The organism is Streptomyces sp. BYX5S, assembly GCF_054724165.1.
This window is the reverse complement of sequence record NZ_CM138829.1, coordinates 5,291,997-5,316,558: the sequence shown is the minus strand read 5'-3', so window position 1 is coordinate 5,316,558 and position 24,562 is coordinate 5,291,997. Positions and strand designations below refer to the sequence as shown.

Below are 24,562 nucleotides of genomic sequence, written 5' to 3'. Positions count from 1 at the left end.
GTCAGTATTTGGAGTTGTCGAGGGCGCTGTCAATCGGTGGCGGCGGGAGGTGGGGTGGGCTCAGGTTCGCTGCTCGGGCACACAGGAGGGGGCCGGTGCGTTGTCAGTGGTGCCGCACATAATGAGATGACTGATCGATCAACGGGAGGCGCCGTGTCACGTTCTCTGACTTCCGGGCTGCGCTCGCTCCAGCCCGATGCCTTTGGCGCCGAGCCCACAGGGGCCCGACTGGACCGGATCCGCCGGTCGCCGAACTTCGCGGACGGTTCCTTCCAGAACCCGGAGGGCGCGCGCACGCGGCCCGACGGGTCGATGCTCGAGTTCGCCAAGACCTATTTCCGCAAGGAGGAGCGCGCCCGCCGCGCCCCCACGGGCACCGTCCCCGTGCACGCCACGACCCTCGCCGACCTGGCGAAGCCGTCCGCCGGCGGCCTGCGGATCACATGGATGGGGCACTCGTCCGTGCTCGCCGAGATCGACGGGGTGCGGGTGCTGTGGGACCCGGTGTGGGGCGAGCGCTGCTCGCCGTTCCCCTTCGCGGGGCCCAAGCGGCTGCACCCGGTGCCGCTGCCGCTCGCCGCGCTCGGTCCGGTCGACGTGGTGGTGATCTCGCACGACCACTACGACCACCTGGACATGCCCACCATCAAGGCGCTCGCCCACACGGACACCGTGTTCGCGGTGCCGCTCGGCGTCGGCGCGCACCTGGAGCACTGGGGCGTGCCCGCGGACCGGCTGCGCGAGCTGGACTGGCACGAGTCGACGCAGGTCGGTGGGGTGACGCTGACCGCCACGCCCGCCCGCCACTTCTGCGGCCGCGGCCTGCGCAACGCACAGCACACCCTGTGGGCGTCATGGGTGGCGGCGGGGCCCGAGCACCGCGTTTTCCACAGTGGTGACACCGGCTACTTCGCGGGCTTCAAGGAGATCGGGGCCGAGCACGGCCCGTTCGACATCACGATGATCCAGATCGGGGCCTACTCCGAGTACTGGCCGGACATCCACATGACCCCGGAGGAGGGCATGCGCGCCCACCTCGACCTTCAGGGCGGGCCCGCGGCCGGGCCGATGCTGCCGATCCACTGGGGCACGTTCAACCTGGCGCCGCACGCCTGGACCGAGCCCGGCGAGGAGACCGTCACCGCCGCCCGCCGGGCCGCCGCACGCGTCGCGCTGCCGCGCCCCGGAGAGCCCTTCGAGCCCGGCGCCGCGCAGCTGCCCACCGAGCAGTGGTGGCGGGCCGTCGCGGCGGTGCCGCGGGGCGGCTGGCCGGTTGTCGCGGGGCCCGCGGCGGGGGCGGAGGAGACGGAGATCGTGATCGCCGGGTAGGCGGGGGCGGCGGCACCGTCCGGCAGTCCCTTCCGGACCCCGCCCCGTCGCACCTCACGCCCTCCGCTGCGCCCGCAGGACCGTGTCCCGGTGGTGGTGGGTGCCCGGTGGCGTCGGGGCGGTGCGGGGGCGGGTTTCGTTGAGCTGGATCTTCCAGTCGGCCGGGGCGAGGAGTGCGGCGATGTCGTCGGCCCAGTAGTAGTCGGCGGGGTCGAACTCGGAGGTGGCTTCCGTGTGCTCCTCCAGGTCCGCCAGGGCGTGCGTGACGAAGAGCAGTGTGCCGCCGGGAGCGACCGCGTCGACGATGCTGCGCAGCGCCGGCAGGCCCGCCCTGCGCAGCAGCGGGAAGTACTGCATGGTCACCAGGTCGAAGGCACCCGCCGGGGGAGGCGTGACGGCCAGGTCGGCCCGTGCCCAGGAGACCCGGCCCGCTACGTCGGGGCCCGCTGCGGCGGCGCGGCGCAGCGCGACCTCGGAGACGTCGACCGCCGTGACCTGCCAGCCCTGCCGGGCCAGCCACAGCGCGTCGCCGCCCTCGCCGCAGCCGACGTCGAGCGCCTGGCCGGGTGCCAGGTCCGTGACCTCGGTGACGAGCACGCCGTTCGGGTTTCCGCTGAAGAGCTGCTCGCGGCTGCGGTAGCGCTCGTCCCACTCGTGAGCGGTGGCGTCGTGCGCCGTGCTGCTGTGCGCGGAGTCGCTCTCAGCGGGGGCGCTCTGTGCGGTGTCGCTCACGGCGGGGGCGTTCTGCGCGGTGTCGGTCTCAGCCAGGTCGCTCTGCGCGGTGTTGGTCTCAACGGTGTCGCCCTGCGCGGGGGCGCCCTGCGCCGTGTCGTTCCGGGGTGTCTCGGTGGCCATGGTGTGCGGTCCTGTCTCTCGCGGGTGGCTGCCCTCGACGCCAAGGTCGCCCCACCCGCGCGTACGGGCAAACTTCTTTGCGGAAAACGCAAAACGCGGGCACGGTGGAGTCATGGGCGACGCGGGCACGGGACGTACGGGCCAGGACGACTTCGGCGGGGTGCTGGCCGCGGTCGGGCCGAGGCTGCGGGAGCTGCGCCGCCGCCGGGGCGCCACTCTGACGGCCCTGTCGGAGACCACCGGTATTCCGATCAGCACCCTCTCCCGCCTGGAGTCCGGGCAGCGCAAGCCGGGGCTCGAACTGCTCCTGCCGCTGGCCAGGGCCTACGAGGTGACGATCGACGAGCTGGTCGGCGCCCCGGCCGACCTCGACCCGCGCGTGCAGCCGCGGCCGGTCACACGCAACGGGATGACCGTCGTCCCGCTGACCCGCAAGCCCGGCGGCCTCCAGGCGTTCAAGCAGATCCTTCCCGCGGGACTGACCGACGGCCGCGAGCCCGAGCCGCGTTCCCACGAGGGCTACCACTGGCTGTACGTCCTCAAGGGGCGGCTGCGCGTGCTGCTCGGCGACCAGGACTTCGTCCTCACGGAGGGCGAGGCCGCCGAGTTCGACACCCATCTCCCGCACTGGTTCGGCAACGCCGACGAACGCGCCGTCGAATTCCTCAGCATCCTCGGCCCGCAGGGCGAACGCATGCACATCAAGGCGCGCTTCCGCCTGGACGAGAACTGAACGCATGCGCGGGTGAGCGCCCGTCACCAGCGGCTGCACGGCGAGTACTTGGCCCGTGGCGAACGGGCGTGCGACGGCGCGCGGACACATCACGGCGTCGTAATCGCTCGTAGGTACGAGGGCTCATACCAGAGCGGGACCTCGGGCGTTGGAGTTTGTCAACTGCCCCTCGCGTATGTGGCACCCGCGACTACCGTGTGTGCTCGCTGTGCGACGCCCGGTCGCGCTGCCCGCTGTCTGTTCACCTCCCGATCCCCGAGGACAAGGTCGCCGAATGTCCCAGCTTCGCCAGCCGGCCACCCGCGCGGACCGCCGCGAAGGCGGTCGGCACGGCAGGCCGACCGGGCGGGCCGCGCCGCACCCGACCGAGACCCACATACGCTCCCAACTGCTGCGCATCGCCGTCCTTCCGCCGCTCGCGGTGGCGCTCGGCGCGAGCGCGGCCGTGCTGTACGTCCTGCGTCACGCGGGGGTGCGGCCCAGCCTCACGCTGTGGGCGGTGCTCGCCGGGGCCTGCGTGGTGACGGTCGCGGGCATCGTGATCGCCGCCGTCGCCGCGGGCCGGACCGCCGCCCTCGTACGCGACCGGCTGCTCGCCCTGCGCCAGACGAGCGCGCGCGGGCAGGCCGAACTGCGGGCGCTCGTCGAGCAGTTGCGCAAGGGGGAGGACCCGCCGCCGCGCCGTGCCCCCGCCATCGGCGCGCCCGGCGGCGACGACTTCGACCGGCTCGCCGTCGACCTCGCGCGCACCCAGGACGTCGCCGTCACGGCCGTCGTGCAGGCCACCCAGCTGTCCAGCCAGACCGGCAGCCGGCAGAAGGTCGAGGTGTTCGTAAACCTCGCCCGGCGCCTGCAGTCGCTGGTGCACCGGGAGATCAACCTCCTGGACGAGCTGGAGAACCAGGTCGAGGACCCCGACCTGCTCAAGGGCCTCTTCCACGTCGACCACCTGGCCACGCGCACCCGTCGGCACGCCGAGAACCTCGCGGTGCTCGGCGGCGCCGTCTCGCGCCGCCAGTGGAGCCACCCCGTGTCCATGACCGAGGTGATGCGCTCCGCGATCGCCGAGGTCGAGCAGTACTCGCGGGTCAAGCTCGTGCCGCCGATCGACGGCACCCTGCGCGGGCACGCCGTCGCCGACTGCATCCACCTGCTCGCCGAACTCGTCGAGAACGCCACGGTGTTCTCCGCCCCGCACACGCAGGTCCTGCTCCGCGCCAACGCCGTCACCTCGGGGCTCGCCATCGAGGTGGAGGACCGCGGCCTCGGCATGCCGGTCACCGAGCAGAACAAGATGAACGCGCTGCTCGCCGACCCCGACCAGGTCAACGTGGCCAGCCTCCTCGCGGACGGCCGCATCGGTCTCTTCGTCGTATCGCAGCTCGCGCGGCGGCACGGCATCACGGTGCGGCTCCAGACCAACATCTACGGGGGAGTGCAGGCGGTCCTCGTCCTGCCCCAGGACCTCCTCGGCGGCGACGGTGACACCGGCGGCGGGGGTGTCCGCGTCCCACGCGTGCGCAAGGCCGCCGCCGCGGCGACCGCCAACAGCGTGCTCGGTGCGGAACAGGCCGACCGGTCCGAACAGGCCAAACACGCCGAGCGGGCCGGACAGGGCGTGAACGCGAACGCGGCCGCGAGCGGGCTTCTCGCGACACCGCCGTCGTCCGGCTCGGACCCCCACGGAACACGGCCCGCGCCCGCCACCACCCCGCCCCCGGCGCCCTTCTCGCCCGCACCCGCGGTACCTCCGCGCCCGCCCCTCGCCACGCCTCCCGCGCATACGCCCCCCACGGGCACACCCGCCGTCACCCCCGCCCCTCGCACACCCGTCGGCCACGCCCGCACGGGAAGCCCCGCAAGCGCCAGGGCCACCGGCACCGCCACCCCCCTCCCGCAACGCGTCACCGGCGACCCCCGCCCCACTCCCGCCGAAGCCGTCCCCGGGATCCGCCCCGAGGACCGTGAGGCCACGGCCGACTTCGAGCCTCCGGTCGCCCGTCACGAGAGCGTCGTGCGCGGCACCATGGGCCGTCGGCCCCAACTGCCGCGCCGCAGGGCGCAGGAGCACATCGCCCCGCAGTTGCGCGGCGGCCCCGCCCCGCGCCAGGAGGACACGCCGCCGGTCGGCCACGATCCCGGCCTCATGGCCGCCTTCCAGCGCGGCATCACGCTCGCCGAAGCGGCCGAGCCCCGCGCCCCCGGCGATGCCGGGCCGCACGCCCAGCGCGACGACGCCGGGCGACCGACGGGCCCCGACGGGCAGGGCGGTGCCCGCGCATGACCCCGCAGACGCCGCACTCGCGTCCGCCCCCGGCCCCGGCCGCGTCCACCCGCCCCACCACCCGCACCGGTCCCTGCCACCACCGCCGTACCCGCCGTTCCCCCCACCTTCAGCACCACACCGAGCAGTCCACCAAGGAGTCGATCCCCCATGGCGAGCGATGTGCCGACGGGTCATGTGTCCGATCTCGACTGGCTGATGAGCGGCCTCGTCCAGCGCGTTCCCCACACCACCAGTGCCGTGCTGCTCTCCTCCGACGGACTCGTCAAGTCCGTCCACGGGCTCGACGCCGACAGCGCCGACCACATGGCGGCCCTCGCCTCGGGTCTCTACTCGCTGGGCCGCAGCGCCGGCATCCGGTTCGGCGACGGCGGTGACGTACGGCAGGTGGTCGTGGAACTCGACTCGGCGCTGCTCTTCGTGTCGACGGCGGGCTCCGGCACCTGTCTCGCCGTCCTCGCCGGGCGGGACGCCGACGCGGCCGTGCTCGGCTACGAGATGGCCATGCTCGTCAAGAGCGTGCGGCCCTACCTGGTGACAGCGCCGCGCCAGGCCTCCGCCGAGCCCACGGCGATGAGGAATTGACGGTGGCGGCCCCGCAGGACGGGCCATGGCTCGACGGCGCCGCGGGCCGGCTCGTGCGTCCGTACACCATCAGCAACGGACGTACCCGGCCGAGCACGTCGATGGATCTGCTCTCCCAGGTCATGGCCACCGGGGCGACCCCCCTCGGCTACCTGGGTCCGGAACACAGCCAGGCGCTCGACCTGTGCGCGCGACCCACGTCGGTCGCGGAGATCGCCGGCCGTCTGCTGCTCCCGGCGGCCGTGACCAAGGTGCTCCTCTCCGACCTCGTCGACTGCGGAGCGGTCACGACCAAGCCCCCGATGTTCCACGACAACCCCACTGACCGGTCCCTACTGGAGGCAGTGCTCGATGGACTACGACGACAGCTCTGACCCTTTCCCCACAGCACTGAAGATCTTGGTCGCGGGCGGGTTCGGGGTCGGCAAGACGACCTTCGTGGGGGCCGTCAGCGAGATCGCTCCGCTCAGCACCGAGGAACTGCTCACCACGGTCAGCGCGGCCACCGACAACCTCGACGGCATCGAGAACAAGGTCGAGACGACGGTCGCCATGGACTTCGGCCGGATCACCCTCGACCCGGCGCACGTGCTCTACCTGTTCGGCACGCCGGGCCAGGAGCGCTTCTGGTTCATGTGGGACGAACTGTCCGAAGGCGCCCTCGGCGCGGTCATCCTCGCGGACACGCGCCGCCTGGAGGACTGCTTCGCCGCCGTCGACTTCTTCGAGGAGCGCGGCATGGGCTTCATCGTCGCGATCAACGAGTTCGACGGCGCGTACCGCTACGAACCCGAGGAGGTGCGCGCCGCCATCGACCTGGACCCCGCGGTGCCCGTCGTGCGCTGCGACGCGCGCATCTCCAGCTCCGGCATCCAGACGCTGCTCACCCTCGTGCGGCATCTGCTCGCGCACACCCCGGCGGCCGTCCTGTGACGTACGACGGGACCAGGCGGCTGCTGCTCACCCCGCAGGACAAGGAGGGGGCCGAGCGGGGCCGCCGGTTGCGCAGGCTCGACCTCGGACAGCGGCCCGAGCCGGTGTTCGACCGGTTCGCGGACCGCCTCGCCGAGGTGACGGGCGCGCCGTACGCGATGGTCAACTTCATCGACGAGAACCGGCAGTTCTTCGCCGGTCTGCACACCCCCGACGGCGACCACCGCGGCGGCGAACTGGGCGCGGTGGCCGCCGGGTCGACGGAGAGCGGGGTCGCGCGCTACATGGCGCGCGACCACGGCTACTGCCCCCACGTGGTGGTGCGGCGCAAGGCGCTCGTCCTGGAGGACGTGTGCGACTACCCGCGCTTCGCGGGCAACCCCGTGGTCGACGAGATCGGCATCCGCTCCTATCTGGGAGCGCCGTTGATCGACGAACGCACGGGCCTCGCGCTGGGCACCGTGTGCGTGGTCGCGACGGAGCCCCGCCCCTGGGGGAGGGCGGGGCTCGCGACCATCAAGGGGATGGCCGGTGAACTCATGGAACTGGTGCGCGGGCGCGGCGACCTGCTCCAGTGAGCCCCGCGGCCTCGCGGAGTGGTGACCGTCAGCCGCGCGCGTCCTTGCGCTGCTTGACGTACCCGCCCGCGGCCAGCGCGGCCACGAGGATCGCGGAGACGAACAGCTGGTCGCGTCCTTCCGCGGTGGTGGCCATCACCACGAACACACCTGCGATCGCTGCCAGAGCCAGCCAGGTCAGGTACGGGAAGCCCCACATCCGGACGGTGAGCAGTTCGGGCGCCTCGCGCTCCAGACGGCGGCGCATCCGCAGCTGGGCGAGGCAGATGAACACCCAGCCGACGAGGATGGCGACACCGGTCGTGTTCATCAGCCAGGTGAACACGGTGTCGGGCCACCAGACGCCGGCGAACACCGCGAAGAAGCCGAAGAGGCAGGACGCGAGCACGGCGGCCACCGGCACGCGGCGGTGCACCCGGCCCAGGAAGCGGGGGCCGAGGCCCCGCGAGACCAGCGAGTAGGCCATGCGGGACGAGCCGTAGATGTTGGCGTTCATCGCCGACAGCAGGGCGACCAGGATGACGGCCTGCATGATGGTGCCGGCGGCCGGGATGCCGAACTCGTCGAGGACCGTGACGTACGGGCCGTCGGCGGCGACGTTCGGGTCGTTCCACGGCACCAGGGCGACGACCAGCGCCATCGACCCGACGTAGAAGAGCGCGATGCGCCACACGGCGGTGCGTACGGCGCGGGCCACGTTCTCGCGCGGCTTGTCGGACTCGGCGGCGGCGATGGACACCGTCTCCAGACCGCCGTACGCGAAGACGGCGGTGAGCAGGCCCGCGATCAGCCCGGAGGTGCCGGTGGGGAAGAAGCCGCCCTCGCCGGTGAGGTTCGAGGCGCCGGGGGCGTCGCCGAAGACGCCGCAGATGCCGAGCACGCCGAGGACCAGGAACGCGCAGATCGCGGTGACCTTCAGGGCGGAGAAGAAGAACTCGAACTCGCCGAAGTTGCGCACGGCGGCCAGATTGCTCAGGCAGAAGAACACCATGAAGACGGCGACCCAGCCGTAGGCGGGCAGGAACGGCACCCAGCCGTGCATGATCTGCCCGGCCGCCGTCGCCTCCGCGGCCACGCCGCAGGTGAGCATGGTCCAGTACATCCAGCCGGAGGTCGCGCCCGCCCAGGCGCCGAGTTCGCGCTCGGCGTGCACGGAGAACGAGCCGGTGGCGGGCCGGGCGGCGGACATCTCGCCGAGCATCCGCATCAGCAGCATCACCACGAACCCGGCGCCCGCGAACAGCAGGACGACCGCGGGTCCCGCGGCGGCGATCCCGGCACCGGACCCCACGAAGAGGCCCGCCCCGATGACACCGCCGAGGGCGATCATCGAAAGGTGCCGCTGCTTGAGGCCGTGGCCGAGGCTCGCGCCGGTGGAGGTGTCCTCGACGTCGCCGGGCGTGACGCCGACGTCGGATCCGGCGTGCGGCCGGTCCGTGACGGAGGTCCGTGTCATGGTCGTGCCTGTTCGCTATGTGAGACGGGTGGAAATGCGGCGTCAGTATGCGATGAGTGATCGTGCCGTGCGTCGGGTGTCCGTTATTCGGACAAGATGTTCGTTCAGCGTGGCGAGGGTTGCCCGGTGAGGGTGTGACGGCGCGGCTGTGGCGGGTGGGCCTGTAGGAAACCTGGGGCGCCGCTTAAGAAAACCTCGATGGACCCGGGGCCACCGCGTACGCAAGAGTCTGCGGTGACGGCGGGCCGCCCGGCGCGGCCCCCGCACACCCACCACCCACTCTTCCCGGCACGCGGGCCGGTTCGCCCTGCCCGCGTGCGCGAGACAGGAGCCGAACCGTTGAAGGCGCTGGTCAAGGAGAAGGCCGAACCGGGCCTGTGGCTGACGGACGTCCCGGAGCCGGGCGTCGGCCCCGGTGACGTACTGATCAAGGTCCTGCGCACCGGGATCTGCGGCACCGACCTGCACATCCGCGGCTGGGACGGCTGGGCGCAGTCGACCATCAGCGCACCGCTGGTCGTCGGCCACGAGTTCGTCGGCGAGGTCGTCGAGACCGGCCGCGACGTCGCCGACATCGCGGTGGGCGACACGGTCAGCGGCGAGGGCCACCTGGTCTGCGGCAAGTGCCGCAACTGCCTCGCCGGCCGTCGCCACCTGTGCCGGGCGACGGTCGGCCTCGGCGTCGGCCGCGACGGCGCGTTCGCCGAGTACGTGGCGCTGCCCGCCTCGAACGTGTGGGTGCACCGCGTCCCCGTGGACCTCGACGTCGCCGCGATCTTCGACCCGTTCGGCAACGCCGTGCACACCGCCCTGTCCTTCCCGCTGGTCGGCGAGGACGTGCTGATCACGGGCGCCGGACCGATCGGCCTGATGGCGGCGGCCGTCGCCAGGCACGCCGGCGCCCGCAACGTCGTCGTCACCGACGTCAGCGACGAGCGCCTGGAGCTGGCGCGCAAGGTCGGCGCGAGCCTCGCCCTGAACGTGGCGTCCTCGACCATCGCCGATGGCCAGCGCGAACTCGGCCTGCGCGAGGGCTTCGACGTGGGCCTGGAGATGTCCGGCAACCCCGTCGCGATGCGCGACATGCTCGCGAACATGACCCACGGCGGCAGGATCGCCATGCTCGGCCTGCCGTCCGAGGAGTTCGCGGTCGACTGGGCGCGGATCGTCACCTCGATGATCACCATCAAGGGCATCTACGGCCGCGAGATGTTCGAGACCTGGTACGCGATGTCGGTCCTCCTGGAGGGCGGCCTCGACCTCTCCCCGGTGATCACCGGCCGCTACGCGTACACCGACTTCGACGCGGCGTTCGACGACGCGGCGAGCGGCCGCGGCGGCAAGGTCATCCTCGACTGGACCTCCTGAACTCCCCCTCCGCACCCAGGACTTCTCCGCACCCAGGACTTCTCCGCACCCAGGACTTAAGGACTTACGGCATGTTCGACAACGTACGCGAAGACCTCCGGGCCACCCTCGACGAGATCGTCGCCGCCGGCCTGCACAAGCCCGAGCGGGTCATCGGCACCCCCCAGTCCGCCACCGTCGGCGTCACGGCGGGCGGCAAGCCGGGCGAGGTGCTGAACTTCTGCGCCAACAACTACCTCGGCCTCGCCGACCACCCCGAGGTCGTCGCCGCCGGGCACGCGGCCCTCGACCGCTGGGGCTACGGCATGGCCTCCGTCCGCTTCATCTGCGGCACCCAGGAGGTCCACAAAGAGCTGGAGGCACGTCTGTCCTCCTTCCTCGGCCAGGAGGACACGATCCTCTACTCCTCCTGCTTCGACGCCAACGGCGGCGTCTTCGAAACCCTTCTCGGCCCCGAGGACGCGGTGATCTCCGACGCCCTCAACCACGCCTCCATCATCGACGGCATCCGGCTGTCCAAGGCCCAGCGCTTCCGGTACGCGAACCGCGACATGGCCGACCTGGAAGCGCGGCTGAAGGAGGCGTCCGGCGCCCGCAGGAAGCTCATCGTCACCGACGGCGTCTTCTCCATGGACGGCTACGTGGCGCCGCTCGCGGACATCTGCGACCTCGCCGAGCGTTACGACGCCATGGTCATGGTCGACGACTCGCACGCCGTCGGCTTCGTCGGCCCCGGCGGCCGCGGCACCCCCGAGCTGCACGGCGTCATGGACCGCGTCGACATCATCACCGGCACCCTCGGCAAGGCCCTCGGCGGGGCGTCCGGCGGCTACGTCGCGGCGCGCGCCGAGATCGTCGCGCTGCTGCGCCAGCGGTCGCGCCCGTACCTGTTCTCCAACAGCCTCGCCCCGGTGATCGCGGCGGCGTCCCTGAAGGTCCTCGACCTGCTGGAGTCGGCGGGCGACCTGCGCGAGCGCCTCGCGGCGAACACCGAGCTGTTCCGTACGCGGATGACGGAGGAGGGCTTCGACATCCTCCCCGGTGACCACGCGATCGCCCCCGTGATGATCGGCGACGCCTCCGTCGCGGGCCGCATGGCGGAGCTCCTCCTGGAGCGCGGCGTCTACGTCATCGGCTTCTCGTACCCGGTGGTCCCGCAGGGCCAGGCCCGCATCCGCGTCCAGCTGTCCGCGGCGCACTCCACGGAGGACGTGAACCGGGCGGTGGACGCGTTCGTGGCGGCGCGCGCCGAGCTGGGCTGACCGGCTGGGACCGACCGGCTCGGGGCAGGGCTCACCCGTTTGGGAGAATCGCCCCATGATCGAAGCGCGGCGGCTGCACATCCTCCGTGCGGTGGCCGACCACCGCACCGTCACGGCCGCGGCCGCCGCGCTGTACCTGACCCCCTCAGCGGTCTCGCAGCAGCTCACGGCCCTGGAGCAGGAGACGGGCCACAAGCTGGTCGAGCGCGGCGCGCGCGGCGTCCGCCTCACGACGGCGGGCGAGATCCTGCTGCGGCACACCAACGCCGTCCTCGCCCAGCTGGAGACGGCCGAGGCGGAGCTGGCCGCGTACAGCACGGGCGAGGCGGGCACGGTGACGCTCGCCTCCTTCGCCACCGGCATCGGCCTGGTCGTGGGCCCCGCGCTCGCCCATCTGGCGCGCTCGGCGCCCGGCATCCGCGTCCGCGTCCAGGACGCCGAGGGCGACGCCAGCCTGCCGATGCTGCTCGACCGGCGGATCGATGTGGCGGTCGCCGTCGAGTACCGGGGCGCGCCGGGCGCCGACGACGACCGGATCACACGCGTACCGCTGTACGCGGAGCCGTTCGACGCGGTCCTGCCGGACACCCACCGCCTGGCGGACGCGCGGTGGGTACCGGTCGCCGAGCTGGCCAAGGACACGTGGATCGGCCCGTACCCCGGCAACCCCTGCCACGACGTCGTCGTCCTCGCCTGCGAGCACGCCGGTTTCTCCCCGCAGTTCGAGCACTCCTCCGACGACTTCCGCGCCGTCGTCGCCCTCGCCTCGGCGGGCGCGGGCGTGGCACTCGTCCCGCGCTCGGCGCTGCACGGCGTGGACCTGGACCGGGTCGTGGTCCGTCCGATCGACGGGGTGGCCCCGGCGCGGAAGGTCTTCGCGGCGGTGCGGCACGGGGCGGAGGAGCATCCGCTGATCAGGCCGGTGCTCACGGCGTTGGGGGAGGCGGCACAGGGATGACGCGGGTCCGTGGCAACGCGCTGAGGGCCGCCGGGACGGCCGCGTAACCTGCCTGTTTCATATCTGGGATATCGTGCCGAATATGAGACACGATAGTGGGGCGCCGCCGAGCGGCGGCAGCAGCGGTGGTGGCAGTGCCCGTGGCGGCGACATGACTCCGGACCCCGTGGACGCCCGGCTCGGGGCGCGGCTCGCCGAACTGCGGGCCGAACAGGGCTGGTCCCTGGGAGACCTGGCCGACCGCAGCGGCGTGAGCCGGTCCACCCTGTCGCGGGCCGAACGCGCCGAGATCAGCCCCACCGCCGCCCTCCTCAACCGCCTCTGCGCGGTCTACGGGCGCACCATGTCGCAGCTCCTGAGCGAGGTCGAGTCCGCCCCCGCCCAGGTCGTCCGCGCCGCCGAGCAGTCCGTGTGGCGCGACGACTCGACGGGGTTCGCGCGCCGCTCCGTCTCCCCGCCGCTCGCCGGACTGCGCGGCGAGATCGTCGAGGGCACCCTGGAGCCCTACGCCGACATCGCCTACGACCGCCCGCCGGTCCCCGGCCTCGAACAGCACATCTGGGTGCTCGACGGCCGCCTCGACCTCACCGTCCAGGGCGCGACACACCACCTGGAGGCGGGTGACTGCCTCCGGTTCCGGCTCTGGGGACCCACCCACTTCCACTGTCCAGGCCCCGAATCCGTGCGGTACGCGCTGGTGGTGGTCCTCCCGTGACGATCACCTGCACCCGCCTCACGGCCTCGCAGTTCCCCTCCTGCGTCGCCGAATTGGGCTCCCTCCTGGCCGACGTCGTCCGTGGCGGCAGCTCGCTGGGCTTCCTCCACGACCTCACGCCCGACGAGGCCGCGGCCTGGTGGCGCGACTCCGTCGGACCTCCCCTGGAACGCGGCACCCACGCCCTGTGGGTGGCCATGGACACGGACACGGGCCGCTGCGTCGGAACGGTCTCGCTCGCCTTCACCGACAAGCCCAACGGCCGCCACCGCGCCGAACTGATCAAGCTGATGGTGTCCGGCTCCACCCGCGGCACCGGCCTCGGACGGACCCTGCTGGAGACCGCGGAGCGCGCCGCGGCGGAGGCGGGAGTGACGCTCCTGGTCCTCGACACGGAGACCGGCAGCCCCGCCGAGAACTTCTACCGCAAGGCGGGCTGGCACGAGGTCGGCGTCATCCCCGACTACGCAGCCGACCCCGCGGGAGCGCTCCAGCCGACCACGCTGTTCTACAAGCGGCTCCGGGCCCCGGCTCCCGCTCCGGGCGGTGGCGTACAGGAATGACGTCCAGGGCAATGGGGGAGATGCACGCCAGCACGCATCGACCCCACCCCCGGGGCCGTAAGACCGTCCGAGAGGGAGCCGCCAGATGACCGCCACCGAACCGACGTACACGACGAGCGCGCTCAGCACGGGTGACGGCGCCGCCGTGGCCACTTACACCTGGCTGCCCGAGGGCGGCAGGCCCCGCGCCTTCGTGCAAATCGCCCACGGAGCGGCGGAGCACGGCCAGCGCTACGACCGCTTCGCCCGCCACCTCACCTCGCACGGCTACGCCGTCATCGCCTCCGACCACCGCGGCCACGGCGCCACCGCCCAGTCCACGGGCGGCTACGGCGTCACCGACGACGGCGACCCCGCCACCACCGACGCGTGGGTGTCGATCGTCGAGGACCTCAAGGCGATCGGCGACCAGGCACGCGCCCTCCACCCGAACGTCCCGTTCGTGCTGCTCGGCCACAGCCTCGGCTCGCTCCTCGCGCGCGACTACGCGCAGCGGTACGCGGACGACCTGGTGGCCGTGATCCTCTCCGGCACCTTCCGCTCCCTGCCCGGCGCCGACAACGAGGGCGACATCGCGGCCCTGGAGGCGCAGGTCGCCAAGGACGGCCGCGCGGCGCCGTGCTCCTACGTGTCGAACCTGTTCGCCTCCTTCAACGACCCGTACGAGCACCGCACCGGCTTCGAATGGCTCTCGCGCGACGAGGCGGAGGTCGACAAGTACGTCGCCGACGAACGCTGCGGCTTCGACTTCTCGGCGGGCCTGTCCCTGGACTGGGTCCGCGCGGTGCGCCGCGTCAACGACCCGGCGAACCTGGCGCGCATCCCGGCCGACCTGCCGATCCACGTCGCGGTCGGCACCGAGGACCCGTGCCACCAGGGCATGACCCTCGTCCACGAACTCCTGGAGGACTTCCGCTACGTGGGTGTCTCCGACCTCACGTGGAAGGGTTACGAGGGTGCCCGCCACGAAATCCTCAACGAGACCAACCGCGACGAGGTGCACGACGACCTGACGGCGTGGCTGGACAAGAGGGTGCCGTGAGCGCAGCGGGGCCGGCGGGAGCAGGTGCGCGGGCCGGTGCGGGGGCCGGCACCGGCCGCACCGATGCCCGTGGCGCCGATCCGGGCCGTTGTCAGTGGCGTTGGCTACGGTTCGACACATGCTGGACGCCGAGGATGTACGCACCGTAGCCCTGTCCCTGCCGGACACGACCGAGAAGGTCGCCTGGAGCATGCCCACGTTCCGGGTCGCGGGCAAGATGTTCGCCACGCTGCCCGAGGACGAGACATCGATAGCGGTGCGCTGCCCGAAGGAGGAGCGCGACGAACTGGTCCTGGCGGAGCCGGACAAGTTCTGGATCGCCGACCACGAGGCGTCCTTCGCGTGGGTGCGCGCACGGCTCGCGGCCCTTGAGGACGTCGCCGAGCTGCGCGACATCCTCGCCGACTCCTGGCGCCAGGCCGCCCCGTCCCGACTCCTGGACGCCCACCCGGAGTTGGGCCTTCCGCGTGCAGGATGAGATCGCTTGGTTGCGCCCCGATGCCGCGTGGCATGATCCGCTCGCGAAGGCGAGCCGTACGGTGCGGCGTGCCGCGGCGGACGTGAGAGGGAGCGTGGATGGGCGACCGGGTGGGCGACGGCGGAGGTGTGTCGAAGCGGGGCATCTGGACCCGCGACTTCGGCCTCTTCTTCACCGCGAGGGGTGTCGCCAAACTCGGCGACAGCATGCTGCCGGTGGCCCTCGCGGCGGGCCTGCTGCAGTACGGGCACGGGGCGGGGGCGGTCGGCCTCGCCATGGCCTCGTCGGTGGCCTGCTTCGCGGGGCTCGTCATCTTCGGCGGGGTGCTCGCGGACCGGTTCGACACCCGCCTGCTGATGACGGGCGCCGACCTGGCCCGCCTGGTCACGCAGTCCCTGGCGGCCGCCATGTTCTTCACCGGCCATGTGGTGCTCTGGCACATCTGCGTGATCGGTGCGATCAACGGCGCGGCCGCGGCCGTCTTCCAGCCCGGCGTGGCCGGTACGGTGCCGCGTCTCGCGTCGGACGTCCAGGCGGCGAACGGGGCGATCCGGGTCGCCGAATCCGGGGCGCAGCTGGCGGGCCCGGCCGTGGCGGGTGTGCTCGTGGCGGTCGCCTCCCCGGGGCTGGTCTTCGCGGCGCACGCGGGCACGTACGGCCTGAGCGCCCTGTGCCTGATCCTCCTGCGCCTGCCACCACTGCGCACCACCGGGACACACCCGTCGGAACAGGCACGCCCCCGCGGTGCCTTCCGCGCCGAACTCGCCGAGGGATGGCGGGAGTTCAGGTCCCGCCGATGGCTCTGGGGAGTCATCTCGGTGTGGTGCGTGCTGATGATAGGAGCGTGGGGCCCGGCGGTCCCCCTGGTGGCCGTGCAGGTGACACAGGAGTACGGCTCGGGCGCCTACGGCCTGGTGAACTCGGCCCTGGGCGCGGGCACCGTCATCGGCGGACTGCTGGCCCTGCGCGTGCGCCCGCGCCGCATGCTGCGCGCGGGCGCCCTCGCCCTGTTCGGCTTCGCCCTGTTCCCCGTGACGGCGGGCGCGGGCCTGGGAGTGCCGTGGATGATGGCGGGCTGCGCGGTGGCAGGCGCCGGCATGTCGTTCTGGGGCGTGATGTGGGCGACGAGCGTGCAGACCCAGGTCCCGCGCGAGGTCCTCAACCGCATCCACGCCTACGAGGTGGCCGGCTCCATCGCCATGCAGCCGGTGGGCCAGGCGCTGGCCGGACCGGCGGCCGCGGTGTTCGGCACGCACCAGGTCCTCATGGCGGGCGGAGCGATCACGTTGCTCGTGGCGACGACGATGCTCGCGGTCCCGGCCATCAGAGGCCTCGTGCGCGCCGACGCCGCCCAGCAGCCCCTGCACACCCCCCTGCCTACGCCGGAACCTCGACCGGGCCGGGACTACGGGAGAGCAGAAACCCACTGATCCGCTCCCGCAGCGTCGCCGCGTCGAGCCCGTGCCCGGCGACGTGCTCCTCGACGCTCCCGTACCGCCGCAGCTCCCGCCGCCCGACGCCGAGCCCGAGCACGCGGTGCGGCAGATCGGCGAGCGCGTCATTGGCGGCGGCGACGGAGGTCCCGGCGAGATACGGCTCAACGACCACGACATCAGCGCTCCGCCCGTCACCCCCACCGACAGCCCGCCGCAGCGCACCGGCATCGAAGGGCCGCACGGTGGTGGCGTACAGCACGCTCACGTCGAGCCCTTCGGTGGCGGCGAGCACGTTGTCCAGCATGGGCCCGACGGCGACGACCACGCCGCCCCGCCCCTCCCGCACGGTCAGGAACCGCTCCCCGTCCACGGCCAGCCCCTCCCGATTCCCCTGCACGGACAACCGCACGTACACCCGCTCGTCCCCGGCCCCGACGGCCTTCCGCAACAGCGCCTCGGCCTCGTCCGGATGTCCGGGCACGTGCACGCTCCACCCGTCGAGTGTGTCGAGCAGCGCGACGTCGCCGGGTGCCATGTGCGTGAACCCCCCGGACGAAACGTCGTACGACGCCCCGGCGCTCACCAGCACACCGCCGACCCCCTGATGCCCGAAGTCCAACTTCACCTGCTCAAAAGGCCGTTCAACGAGAAAGCTGGCGAAGGTGTGCATCACGGGCCGCATCCCGGCGAGCGCGAGCCCCGCCCCCGCCCCGACGAGCAGCTGCTCCCGGATCCCGACATTGATCACCCGCTCGGGATGCCGCCGAGCGGCCCCGGCGAACTGGGCGGCCCCGATCTCGGCGAGCACGACGGCGACGCGGGGATCCTCGTCGAGGAGCTGGGCCAGAACGGGGGCGAAGCGGTCACGCATGGTGTCCATGGAGGTTCCTTCCGGAGGAGAGTCTCTCTTGGGGGAGCGGGTTCTCACGTTGGGGGAGTGGGATCTCACGTTGGGTGAGTGGGCTCTCACGCGAGCTTCGGCTCGACGCGGGCGACGACGACGTGCGGCCGCCCGGGGTGCGGCGCGGTGAAGGCCTCGTACAGGGCCTGGTGGTCGCGCCCGTCGGCACTCACGGTCGACCAGCCGGCCGCCTCGAACCGCGCGGCGATGCCGCCGGCGCGGCCGTAGGTGGCGGAGAGGTTGTCGACGACGACGGTGTGCAGCCGCTCGAGGCCGGCGGCACCGGCGAAGGCGATGGCCTCGTGATTGCTGCCCTCGTCGAGCTCGGCGTCCCCGACGAGAACCCACACGGCGGGCTCGTGCCGCCCCTGGGCCCGAAGCCCCAGCGCGGTCCCCACGCCGATGGGAAGCCCGTGCCCCAGCGACCCGCTCCCGATCTCCACGCCCGGCACGAGCACGCGGTCGGGGTGGTGCCCGAGCCGCGACTCGTACCCGCCGAACCCGCTCAGCCACGCCTCGGGCACGAACCCCTTGGCGGCGAGCACGGCGTAGTAGGCCGTGGGCCCGTGCCCCTTGGACAACAGGAACCGATCGCGCCCCGCGTCGTCGACGCTGTCCGGCCCGACCCGCAGCACGCGGTCGTACAGCACCCACAGCACGTCGAGGGTGGAGGTGGCGGCGGGGCCGTGCTTCTCGTCCCCGGTCATGAGGCTCATGAGCCGAGGCAGATCTTCGTAGCGATAGGTGGTGTGGGCGAAGGCGCCGGTGGCGCTGGTCGAGATGGCGAGGTCATCCGCTGTGGTCGTCATGGAACGAAGCGTGCAACCTCAACTTTGCTTGAGGTCAACCCCTGCTCCCGCGCCGCGCCGGACCCGGCCGCGCGCCGGAAGTGATTCACGACCACCGCCCCGAGTGCGGTATGGTTTCTCTGCGCGTTCGGCCAGGGGGAAACCCCAGGTCAGTGAACGGGCACCGGGACGTGGCGCAGCTTGGTAGCGCACTTGACTGGGGGTCAAGGGGTCGCAGGTTCAAATCCTGTCGTCCCGACAAGTTCGAACGATCGAACGCCGCAGGTGAAGGGCCGTTTTCGAACGGCCCTTTTTCTGTTGCTTCCACGCTCCCAATGGGAGCGCGGCGAGTGGGAGCGGGCTCCCGGTGTCCCCTTGTCTGATTGCTCCCACTCGGGCCGATGCGCACATATTCGATTCCTTGCGCTCACGTTCACATCCGTGCCCGGTTTGTTACCGGCGGCTCCCCGTCCTATGAGCTCATAACAGGATCTTGCTGTAGTGCCCTGGTCGGGCGTGACTGATGTGACGATCCGACCGTTCGGGTGGGTGTGACGACTCGGCCGTGGATCGTGGACGACGACTTGTGGGCGCTGATCGCGCCGCTGCTGCCGCCCTGGCCGAAGCGGTCGCCGGGCCCGAAACCGGTGCCGGACCGGCTGTGCCTGCAGGGCATCCTGTACGTCCTGCACCAGGACATCGCCTGGCAACTCCTGCCTCTGGAGCTGGGGTTCGGCTCCGGGCAGACCTGCTGGCGGCGCCTGGACCGCTGGCAGCAGGCGGGGGTCTTCGAGCAGCTGCACAAGATCCTGCTCGCGAAGCTGAACGCGGCCGGCGAACTCGACTGGACTCGCGCGTGCGTGGACGGCTCCCACGTCCGCGCAAAAAGGGGGGAGCCGCGACCGGTCCGTCGCCGGTCGACCGCCGGAAAACGGGCAGCAAGCACCACCTGATCTGCGACGGGAAGGGCACCCCACTCCATGCCCTCACCACCGCGGCGAACGTCAACGACATCACCCAGACCCTCAACCTGATCGACGGCATCCCACCGGTCGCGGGACGGCCCGGCCGTCCCCGCCGACGCCCCGAGGCTCTGCTCGGCGACAAGGCGTACGACTCGAAAGCCGTCCGCCGTGAACTGCGCAAACGCCGGATCATGCCCGTCATCTCCCGCAAGGGCGCCCCGAATATCAAGGGTCTGGGCAAGCTCCGCTACGTCGTCGAGCAGACCTTCGCCCTGCTCCATCAGTTCAAACGCCTCGCCGTCCGTTGGGAACGACGCCTCGATCTCCACGACGCCTTCATCTCGTTGGCCTGCGGCCTGATCTGCTGGCGCCGCCTCAAGAAGGCCGGAGCATGATCGCGTTACGAGCTCTATGGGTGGGGAGTGTCTTTTCCTTTGTGTAAGCCCTGGTGTGGAGGCTTCTCTTTTGTCGTGTGTAAGGGCTACTGATTGTCGGTGACTCGGTCGCCGTAGAAGCCGGCGAGGGTGTTGATGGCCGTTTTCCAGTTGCGGGTCTGGCCGGTGACGTTGGGCTGGTTGGGCCGCCGGTCGCGGATCACGAGGTAGAGCACCTTCAGGGCCGCCTCCTCCGTGGGGAAGTGCCCCCGGCGCCGAGTTGCCTGGCGGAAGCGGGAGTTGAGGCTCTCGATCATGTTGGTCGTGTAGACGACCTTGCGGATCTCGGGCGGAAATCTGAGGAAGACCACGAAGTGCTCCCAGCTCCGACGCCAGGTCGCGATCAAGGCCGGGTAGCGGTCACCCCATTCGGCCTCGAATTCGGCGAAGCGGGCCTCGGCGGCATCCGCGTTGACGGCCGTGTAGACCTGCCGGAGCTCTTTGGCCAGCACGGACCAGTCCTTGGTGGAGGCGAAGCGGAGGCTGGCGCGGACCATGTGGACCACACACAGCTGGACGTCGGCCAGCGGCCAGATGTTCTGGATTGATTCGGGCAGTCCCTTCAGGCCGTCACAGCAGGCGATCAGGACGTCCTGGATGCCGCGGTTCTTCAGTTCCGCCAGCCAGGTCATCCAGGTCTTGGCCCCCTCGCCGCCGCTGCCGACCCACATGCCCAGCACGTCCCGTTCCCCTTCGAGGCTGATGCCGACGGCGATGTAGACGGGACGGTTGGCGACCGCGCCATCACGGATCTTGATGACGATGGCGTCGATCATGACGACCGCGTACACGCGGTCCAGTGGGCGCTGGCGCCAGGCGTCGAGCTCGGTGGCGACCTTGTCGGTGGCCCGGGAGATCAGGTCCCGTGAGACCTCCATGTCGTAGATCTCCGCGAGGTGCGCCTGGATTCGTGGTCAGGCCCTTGGCGTACAGCGACACGATCGCCTCGTCGAAACCCTCGACCCGCCGCGTGTGTTTGGGCACGATTAGCGGTTCGAAGCTGCCCGCCCGATCCCGAGGCACCTCCAGATCGACCGGCCCGACATCGGTCAGCACGGTCTTCTTCGACGTGCCATTGCGGGAGTTGCCCGCCCCGGCCCCAGCACGGTCCCCGCGCTCGTAGCCGAGATGCTCACTCAGCTCCGCCTCCAGCGCGCCCTCCAAGACCAGCTTTACCAGCCCCTTCAGCAGCCCGTTCTCCCCGACCAGGTTCAGTCCCTCGGTGCGAGCCCGGGCAACCAACTGCTCGGCCATCTCCCGGTCCAGCTCGGCTTGCCTTGCCAACTCCGCCCCCGTCTGTACGTTGTCCGCACTCTCGCGGGGGTTTCCACGCTTGATCCCCATAGTGATCCTTCCCGGCAGAGACTACGTCTCATGCCAACCGGGTCACACCGGGGCACACACAATCTTTAGGACAGTCCCCCTGAGTGGTGCATCTGCTGCGGAATTCCTTCCGCTATGCCGCCCGGCAGGACTAGGACAAGGTCGCCCGTCTGCTCAGGCCGGTCTGCACCGCCGCCACCGAGGAGGCCGCGCTGGACCGGTTCGCGGAGTTCGCCGATGCCTGGGGCCGGAAGTATCCGGCGATCGTGAAGCTGGGGGAGAACGCCTGGGGGAGGAGTTCACTCCGTTCCTGCGGTTCGACACCGAGATCCGCCGCATCGTCTGCACGACCAACGCGATCAAGGCCCGCGGATACTTCCCCAACGAGCAAGCCGCCCTGAAGTGGGTCTAAATGGCGATCATGTCCCTCGATCTCACCTGCAAGGGGCAGACCCGCTGGACCATGCGCTGGAAGACCGCGCTGAACGCCTTCGACATCACCTTCGACGGCCGCCTGACGGCAGCTCGTCAGTAGGTACAACAGCCCCAGTTGCACCGCTCGTGTGACAGCCCCACAGGTGATAACTGGCGTGACGAGTGATGCCGGGTCTGGCCATGGTGGGCGAGGCCCTGGGGGGCCGAGATGATGGAGCGGGCCCGGGCTGGCGGGGTAAGCCTTACCGAGGAGGGAGGTCTAATGCAGCAGCTGACCAAGCGGGTGCTGGAGGGCGAGTTGACCGCCCACCTGCGCCACGAGCCGGGTGAGCAGGCTGAGGGCGGCCGGGACAACTACTGACCTCTCCGAGGCGTTGTCGGAGAGTCTGACTCGGGAAGGGGTGTGAGTCCTGTGCCGATGAGACAGCCGTCGATGAGATGCGGAGAACGTCGGATTCTGCGCAAGCCGCGTCGGACGGCCTGCTCCAGGTGGTCGCGATTGTTGAAGACCATGTTGGCGGTGGTGGTGCGCCGCAGCAGGGACCATATGCCTTCGACGGGGTTGAGGTTGTGGGCGTAACTGGGCAGTTGAATGATGGTGAGCCAGTCCTGGCAGGCTGCCCATCGGCGCAGATCGGTACTGCGGTGAAGGTTGAGGTTGTCCCAGATGAGAACGATGGGTGCGGCAAGCTGGAGGTGTGCTCGCACGATCAGGTTGCGGTAATCGTGCCAGGTGAAGCCGCTGTGGTCGCCTCGGAGGTGTCCCTGTATGCGCGGACGGTGGATCAACCGGCTGCGGTGTCGGGAGTGATAGCAGGCCAGGGCAGCCAGCATGTCCCGGCCGCGGGAGCCGCCGATGAACCGCACGAGGGGCCTGTCTCCGCGTGGCGCCCAGGTGCGGCTGTGGTGCGGACGCCATCGAGACCGCGGCCTCGTCCTCAAAGACGAGCCGGGCCCCGAGCGCCGCCGCGATGGTTTTGCGGACGGCCATGTCTCTTTCACCCACCCGGTCACGACCTGCTCGTCTCGTTCTACGGCCCGCCGGACCGGTTGCAGGCACCGCCACCCGTGACGATGCAGCAGTTCCCACATGGCGCGGACCGACACCTCGATCCCGAGCGTGTCGGCGATGAGCAACCGGACACGGGGCAGGGTCTACCGCTCGTACGGCCACCCGTGGGCCACCGCACCGGCGAGCATTACGGGCTCCAGCAGGGCGGATGCCCCTTGGTCCACCTTGGGCCGCTTGGCGGGACCGCTGCTGGCCAGAGCCCTTCTGCTACTTTTTGGCCCGGGTGGGGCCGCATCCGGCTGTGGCCGCAGCGGTGGTCGGGTCCAGTGTCTAGCGCTGGAAGCGCGCGAGATCACGCTGCGTTGGTGCCAGTGGCGTCTGTTGTCGTGGGCACAGGGACGACCTCGACGCTCATTCCGCGTGCGGTGAGGTCGCGTACGGTCTGGTGGAGCGTGATCTGGGAAAAGGCGAAGAGTGAGTCGGGGGTGAGGGTGGCCCCGGACTTATGCCGGACGGCGAGGACGAGCCGGCGGGGTGTGAAATCCTCCGCCAGTCTGATTCGCCCGCCACTGTCCCGTGTGACCCGGCGGATGAACTGGGCCCTTGCTTCGTGGGAGTTGAGCAGGAGCTCGACAGCTACCTGGGCCTGCCCGAGGAGGTGGCTGAAGGTGCCGGAGGAACTGGTCTGTTTGACGAGGATCAGGGTTCCGTCCGGCGTCAGCAGGTCGCAGATCTCGACGCGGTCGGTGCGCTTGAGGGGGTTGTTGATGAATTCGCCGTCGAGGAACAGCCAGTCCGGCCGAGCCTTGGCGACTGCTTTGTTGTAGGCCCTTTCGGTAGCGGCGCTGGGCCAGGGCGGCAGGCCATACACGGCCGTGTCAGTGAAGATTCGCCGCAGGCCGTCGCGCACGGAGTCGATGTAGCCGGCGCCGAGCTCGTGCCAGTTACCGTCCAGGAGGCAGTACTTCCGTGAGCCGAGTGAGATGTCGGCCTGGATCCAGTCCAAGGCGTGGGTGGTTGCCAGCGGGATGGAGGATCTGGGCGACGCGTCGCGGTGGAGGGTCACCGTGCCGTCGCGCAGGGCGGTGAGGCGGCTGCCGGAGTGGTGGATCCGGGCCCGGGTGAGGACGTAGTCCAGGTCGAAGTCGTCGGACAGGAAAGAGTCGGTGCTGCTGATACGGGTCCGGTACGCGGTGGCTTCGGCGTACGTGTCGTGCAGGTCGAGAGGGACGGAGAACGAGATCCGTCCGTCGGGGGGAGCTCCGAGCAGACGGTCGAGGGCGGCATCGAGCCTGGCGCGGGTGACGGCGTCGGTGACCGGGACGATGTGGTCGACGAATTCCAGCTCGGGGTGCGGAATGTCGTCCTGGCAGACCCGGGTGATCGTGCGCAGGTCCTGGACCAGATCTGTCGGCTCGATGCCGAGAGGAAGTCGCAGGCCGACGCCGCCCTGGGCGGTGAAGGCCCGGCCGTTCGCGTGGCGGCTGCGGGTGAGCGGGATGTTGTCGAGCTGGCCGCCGAGGTGGCGGACCACCCGCGCCTGGTCGCGGATGCCGAGTGCCGGAACAGAAGTGCCGGCCGGCACCAGTGAGATGTCGGTGCGGGGCCGGCCGAGCGCTTTGGTGATGGCGCCGCTGATGTGCCGGGGGTCGATCATGCGGATGGCGAAACGGAGGCCGAACCGCTTGTCCTTGAGGGCGTCGGGAACCATGCGGTAGCCGTTGCCGCAGGTCACGGCGTACACCTGGTCGGCGACGGCAAGAAGTAGCAGGGCGCCGGTGCGGCGGACCGGTTCGAAGACCGGGATTCCGGTGGTGCGGGCGTTGGGGGCGCACCAGGTGTCGGCTTCGTCCTCCTTGCCGTAGGTGAGGTAGAGCGCGGGCACACCGAGGACCTCCGGGTGATGCAGTTCGGCGCCCAGCCGGTCGAGCTGTTCGTGGTCGAGGGCCTCGAACATGGCTTCCGGGGTCGGAGAGACCGTGGAGAGCCGGTAGACGGTGCGGACTGCGGTGTGGGTGGCCATGACGATGTCTCCGAGCGTCTGTGTGCGTGGGGGCATGGTGCGAGAAGACAGACGAGATCTCGCCTGTATACGTGGAATGATGATGGCGGCGTGTGTACGTTGTCAA

The 24,562-nt window shown here is 71.0% G+C and carries 22 protein-coding genes, 1 tRNA gene and 2 pseudogenes; 18 read left to right on the top strand and 7 right to left on the bottom strand.

Features of this window, described 5'->3' with window-relative positions:
- Positions 1–126 precede the first annotated feature (126 nt).
- Entirely contained in the window at positions 127–1,329 is a 1,203-nt protein-coding gene (locus tag ACYBSK_RS24225; RefSeq protein WP_460243305.1) for an MBL fold metallo-hydrolase, read from the top strand.
- Between the two features lie 54 nt (positions 1,330–1,383).
- On the opposite strand, the gene ACYBSK_RS24220 is transcribed toward ACYBSK_RS24225, so the two are convergent.
- Positions 1,384–2,061, bottom strand: coding sequence for a class I SAM-dependent methyltransferase (locus tag ACYBSK_RS24220; protein WP_460247085.1), 678 nt, complete (start codon positions 2,059–2,061; stop codon positions 1,384–1,386).
- A gap of 235 nt (positions 2,062–2,296) precedes the next feature.
- Here ACYBSK_RS24220 and ACYBSK_RS24215 point away from each other — a divergent pair, with 235 nt between their 5' ends.
- The 6 genes from ACYBSK_RS24215 (at position 2,297) to ACYBSK_RS24190 (ending at position 7,297) form a co-directional block, all read left to right on the top strand.
- Positions 2,297–2,917 (top strand): helix-turn-helix domain-containing protein, encoded by a 621-nt coding sequence (locus tag ACYBSK_RS24215; RefSeq protein WP_460243304.1) that lies wholly within the window; start codon positions 2,297–2,299, stop codon positions 2,915–2,917.
- A 274-nt stretch (positions 2,918–3,191) separates the two neighbouring features.
- Positions 3,192–5,201 (top strand): sensor histidine kinase, encoded by a 2,010-nt coding sequence (locus tag ACYBSK_RS24210; RefSeq protein ID WP_460243303.1) that lies wholly within the window; start codon positions 3,192–3,194, stop codon positions 5,199–5,201.
- 150 nt (positions 5,202–5,351) lie between these two features.
- Entirely contained in the window at positions 5,352–5,786 is a 435-nt protein-coding gene (locus tag ACYBSK_RS24205; protein WP_457479312.1) for a roadblock/LC7 domain-containing protein, read from the top strand.
- 2 nt (positions 5,787–5,788) lie between these two features.
- Positions 5,789–6,160, top strand: a complete 372-nt coding sequence (locus tag ACYBSK_RS24200; RefSeq protein WP_457479311.1) for a DUF742 domain-containing protein — start codon at positions 5,789–5,791, stop codon at positions 6,158–6,160.
- The gene (locus tag ACYBSK_RS24195; RefSeq protein ID WP_457479310.1) at positions 6,138–6,719 is read left to right on the top strand and encodes a GTP-binding protein; all 582 of its coding nucleotides are present in this window, start codon (positions 6,138–6,140) and stop codon (positions 6,717–6,719) included. Before ACYBSK_RS24200 ends, ACYBSK_RS24195 begins: the two co-directional genes overlap by 23 nt.
- Entirely contained in the window at positions 6,716–7,297 is a 582-nt protein-coding gene (locus ACYBSK_RS24190; protein ID WP_457479309.1) for a GAF domain-containing protein, read from the top strand. Before ACYBSK_RS24195 ends, ACYBSK_RS24190 begins: the two co-directional genes overlap by 4 nt.
- A gap of 28 nt (positions 7,298–7,325) precedes the next feature.
- Here ACYBSK_RS24190 and ACYBSK_RS24185 read toward each other — a convergent pair whose 3' ends face one another.
- Positions 7,326–8,753 (bottom strand): amino acid permease, encoded by a 1,428-nt coding sequence (locus tag ACYBSK_RS24185; RefSeq protein WP_457479308.1) that lies wholly within the window; start codon positions 8,751–8,753, stop codon positions 7,326–7,328.
- 339 nt (positions 8,754–9,092) lie between these two features.
- On the opposite strand from ACYBSK_RS24185, the gene tdh reads away from it, so the two are divergent.
- The 8 genes from tdh (at position 9,093) to ACYBSK_RS24145 (ending at position 16,569) form a co-directional block, all read left to right on the top strand.
- Positions 9,093–10,121: an L-threonine 3-dehydrogenase gene (gene tdh, locus ACYBSK_RS24180; protein WP_457481835.1), complete on the top strand. Its 1,029-nt coding sequence runs from the start codon at positions 9,093–9,095 to the stop codon at positions 10,119–10,121.
- Between the two features lie 71 nt (positions 10,122–10,192).
- Positions 10,193–11,383, top strand: coding sequence for a glycine C-acetyltransferase (locus ACYBSK_RS24175; protein WP_460243302.1), 1,191 nt, complete (start codon positions 10,193–10,195; stop codon positions 11,381–11,383).
- 55 nt (positions 11,384–11,438) lie between these two features.
- The gene (locus ACYBSK_RS24170) at positions 11,439–12,341 is read left to right on the top strand and encodes a LysR family transcriptional regulator (protein WP_457479306.1); all 903 of its coding nucleotides are present in this window, start codon (positions 11,439–11,441) and stop codon (positions 12,339–12,341) included.
- Between the two features lie 151 nt (positions 12,342–12,492).
- Positions 12,493–13,056 carry a helix-turn-helix domain-containing protein gene (locus ACYBSK_RS24165; protein WP_457481834.1) on the top strand — a complete coding sequence of 188 codons (564 nt, stop codon included), beginning with the start codon at positions 12,493–12,495 and terminating at the stop codon, positions 13,054–13,056.
- A 2-nt stretch (positions 13,057–13,058) separates the two neighbouring features.
- Complete coding sequence (locus ACYBSK_RS24160; RefSeq protein WP_457481833.1) at positions 13,059–13,619, top strand: GNAT family N-acetyltransferase; 561 nt, start codon at positions 13,059–13,061, stop codon at positions 13,617–13,619.
- A gap of 85 nt (positions 13,620–13,704) precedes the next feature.
- The gene (locus ACYBSK_RS24155) at positions 13,705–14,661 is read left to right on the top strand and encodes an alpha/beta fold hydrolase (protein ID WP_460243301.1); all 957 of its coding nucleotides are present in this window, start codon (positions 13,705–13,707) and stop codon (positions 14,659–14,661) included.
- A gap of 118 nt (positions 14,662–14,779) precedes the next feature.
- The gene (locus ACYBSK_RS24150; RefSeq protein ID WP_457479304.1) at positions 14,780–15,139 is read left to right on the top strand and encodes an MmcQ/YjbR family DNA-binding protein; all 360 of its coding nucleotides are present in this window, start codon (positions 14,780–14,782) and stop codon (positions 15,137–15,139) included.
- Between the two features lie 98 nt (positions 15,140–15,237).
- On the top strand, positions 15,238–16,569 hold the full coding sequence (locus ACYBSK_RS24145; protein WP_460243300.1) for an MFS transporter: 1,332 nt from the start codon (positions 15,238–15,240) through the stop codon (positions 16,567–16,569).
- Here ACYBSK_RS24145 and ACYBSK_RS24140 read toward each other — a convergent pair.
- Together ACYBSK_RS24140 and ACYBSK_RS24135 are read right to left on the bottom strand one after the other, a co-directional pair.
- On the bottom strand, positions 16,517–17,455 hold the full coding sequence (locus ACYBSK_RS24140) for a transketolase family protein (RefSeq protein ID WP_460243299.1): 939 nt from the start codon (positions 17,453–17,455) through the stop codon (positions 16,517–16,519). The two genes, ACYBSK_RS24145 and ACYBSK_RS24140, sit on opposite strands and share 53 nt — an antisense overlap.
- 86 nt (positions 17,456–17,541) lie before the next feature.
- The gene (locus ACYBSK_RS24135) at positions 17,542–18,192 is read right to left on the bottom strand and encodes a transketolase (protein WP_460247084.1); all 651 of its coding nucleotides are present in this window, start codon (positions 18,190–18,192) and stop codon (positions 17,542–17,544) included.
- 257 nt (positions 18,193–18,449) lie between these two features.
- Between ACYBSK_RS24135 and ACYBSK_RS24130 the strand changes: the two genes are divergently transcribed.
- Together ACYBSK_RS24130 and ACYBSK_RS24125 are read left to right on the top strand one after the other, a co-directional pair.
- Positions 18,450–18,523, top strand: a tRNA-Pro gene (locus ACYBSK_RS24130).
- A 310-nt stretch (positions 18,524–18,833) separates the two neighbouring features.
- A protein-coding gene (locus ACYBSK_RS24125) for an IS5 family transposase (protein ID WP_460246943.1) occupies positions 18,834–19,624 on the top strand; the annotation gives its coding sequence in 2 pieces (ribosomal slippage) (positions 18,834–19,149 and positions 19,149–19,624; 792 coding nt in all).
- Between the two features lie 86 nt (positions 19,625–19,710).
- Here the strand turns inward: ACYBSK_RS24125 and ACYBSK_RS24120 are convergent.
- A pseudogene (locus ACYBSK_RS24120) lies at positions 19,711–21,007 on the bottom strand (IS256 family transposase).
- Between the two features lie 83 nt (positions 21,008–21,090).
- On the opposite strand from ACYBSK_RS24120, the pseudogene ACYBSK_RS24115 reads away from it, so the two are divergent.
- Positions 21,091–21,521, top strand: a pseudogene (locus ACYBSK_RS24115) (transposase); the annotation flags it as partial.
- 254 nt (positions 21,522–21,775) lie between these two features.
- On the opposite strand, the gene ACYBSK_RS24110 reads toward ACYBSK_RS24115, so the two are convergent.
- Entirely contained in the window at positions 21,776–22,528 is a 753-nt protein-coding gene (locus ACYBSK_RS24110) for a transposase (protein ID WP_460247083.1), read from the bottom strand.
- Between the two features lie 257 nt (positions 22,529–22,785).
- Entirely contained in the window at positions 22,786–24,492 is a 1,707-nt protein-coding gene (locus ACYBSK_RS24105) for a TIGR04141 family sporadically distributed protein (RefSeq protein WP_460243298.1), read from the bottom strand.
- Between the last annotated feature and the right edge of the window lie 70 nt (positions 24,493–24,562).